The organism is Kingella pumchi (assembly GCF_022288825.1).
In the GTDB taxonomy this organism is placed as follows: Bacteria; Pseudomonadota; Gammaproteobacteria; order Burkholderiales; family Neisseriaceae; genus Kingella_D; species Kingella_D pumchi.
In genome coordinates, this window is record NZ_JAKOOW010000023.1 from 88,861 (window position 1) to 89,777 (window position 917).

A 917-nucleotide genomic window follows, 5' to 3' on the forward strand; every position below is an offset into this window, starting at 1 on the left:
GTTGATGTGCCCGATGACGGTTCTGAGTTTGCCTAACCGCCTGTTCGCCTCTTTATCCTGTTTGTCCAGCGGATGATGTTTGGATTTCTTTTTCGGGGTCTGTAATCCGGTTTTAGCCAATCCTTGATAACCCTTATCCGCAATGACTATAGGGCTGTCCTAGATAGTTAGGAAAAGTGTAAACAGCGCAACGATTTCCTACAGGAAACCGCTCGGGTATCAATATTTGCTCCACAGCCGGTATTTCGGCGGCAATATTGACACACTATATAACTGTATGTATAATATGAATTTTTTAGAAAGGATACTTATTCATGATAAGCAAGAAAAAATTCAATACTTTTATCGGAAGCATAGGCGCGGCAATCGGGATTTTTGTATTCATCGCCTATATTCCCCAAATTATCGCCAATTTGGATGGGGCAAAGGCGCAACCGTGGCAACCTCTGTTTGCGGCAGTATCCTGTTTGATTTGGGTTTTATATGGTTGGAGCAAAGAACCCAAGAAAGACTGGATTTTAATTGTGCCCAATGCGGTTGGTGTGATATTGGGTTCTTTGACTTTCCTGACCGCGCTTTAAAAACAACCGACGCGGTAGCGTAATCGCCATCATAAAGGCTACCTGAAAACGATAAAAGGTGTTTCAGGTAGCCTGAAATCATTTTTAAACCGAAAAAGGAAAATGCTATGAAAACCGTCGCCGTTATTATCTTGGAACAGTTTGTAGGGATAAAGCTCTGCAAGGTGCTTCTTGGCTAAACGCATGTCATGCCGGGCACCCATCCCCGTCCGGATACTGATGATTTTTTCAGTTTCTCTGCCGTATATGACCCGGATTTTAACCGTATGTCGCTTTTTCTTGCCGCTGTAATACTGCCGCTGTTTTTTTGGGACGTTCAATCGGGCTTTCGGTAAC

General features: G+C 43.6%; 1 protein-coding gene and 2 pseudogenes. 1 reads left to right on the top strand and 2 read right to left on the bottom strand.

Translation table 11 applies throughout. The features are described 5' to 3' along the window. Positions 1-147: pseudogene (locus MB824_RS06035) on the bottom strand (IS5/IS1182 family transposase); the annotation flags it as partial. Between the two features lie 167 nt (positions 148-314). Here MB824_RS06035 and MB824_RS06040 point away from each other — a divergent pair. Beyond that, the gene (locus MB824_RS06040; protein WP_003784708.1) at positions 315-581 is read left to right on the top strand and encodes a SemiSWEET family transporter; all 267 of its coding nucleotides are present in this window, start codon (positions 315-317) and stop codon (positions 579-581) included. Between the two features lie 119 nt (positions 582-700). On the opposite strand, the pseudogene MB824_RS06045 reads toward MB824_RS06040, so the two are convergent. Beyond that, positions 701-917: pseudogene (locus MB824_RS06045) on the bottom strand (transposase family protein); the annotation flags it as partial.

What these genes read in the sequence shown, in the direction of transcription:
- MB824_RS06040 (WP_003784708.1), top strand. Translation starts at nt 315, where the DNA reads ATGATAAGCAAGAAAAAATTCAATACTTTTATCGGAAGCATAGGCGCG.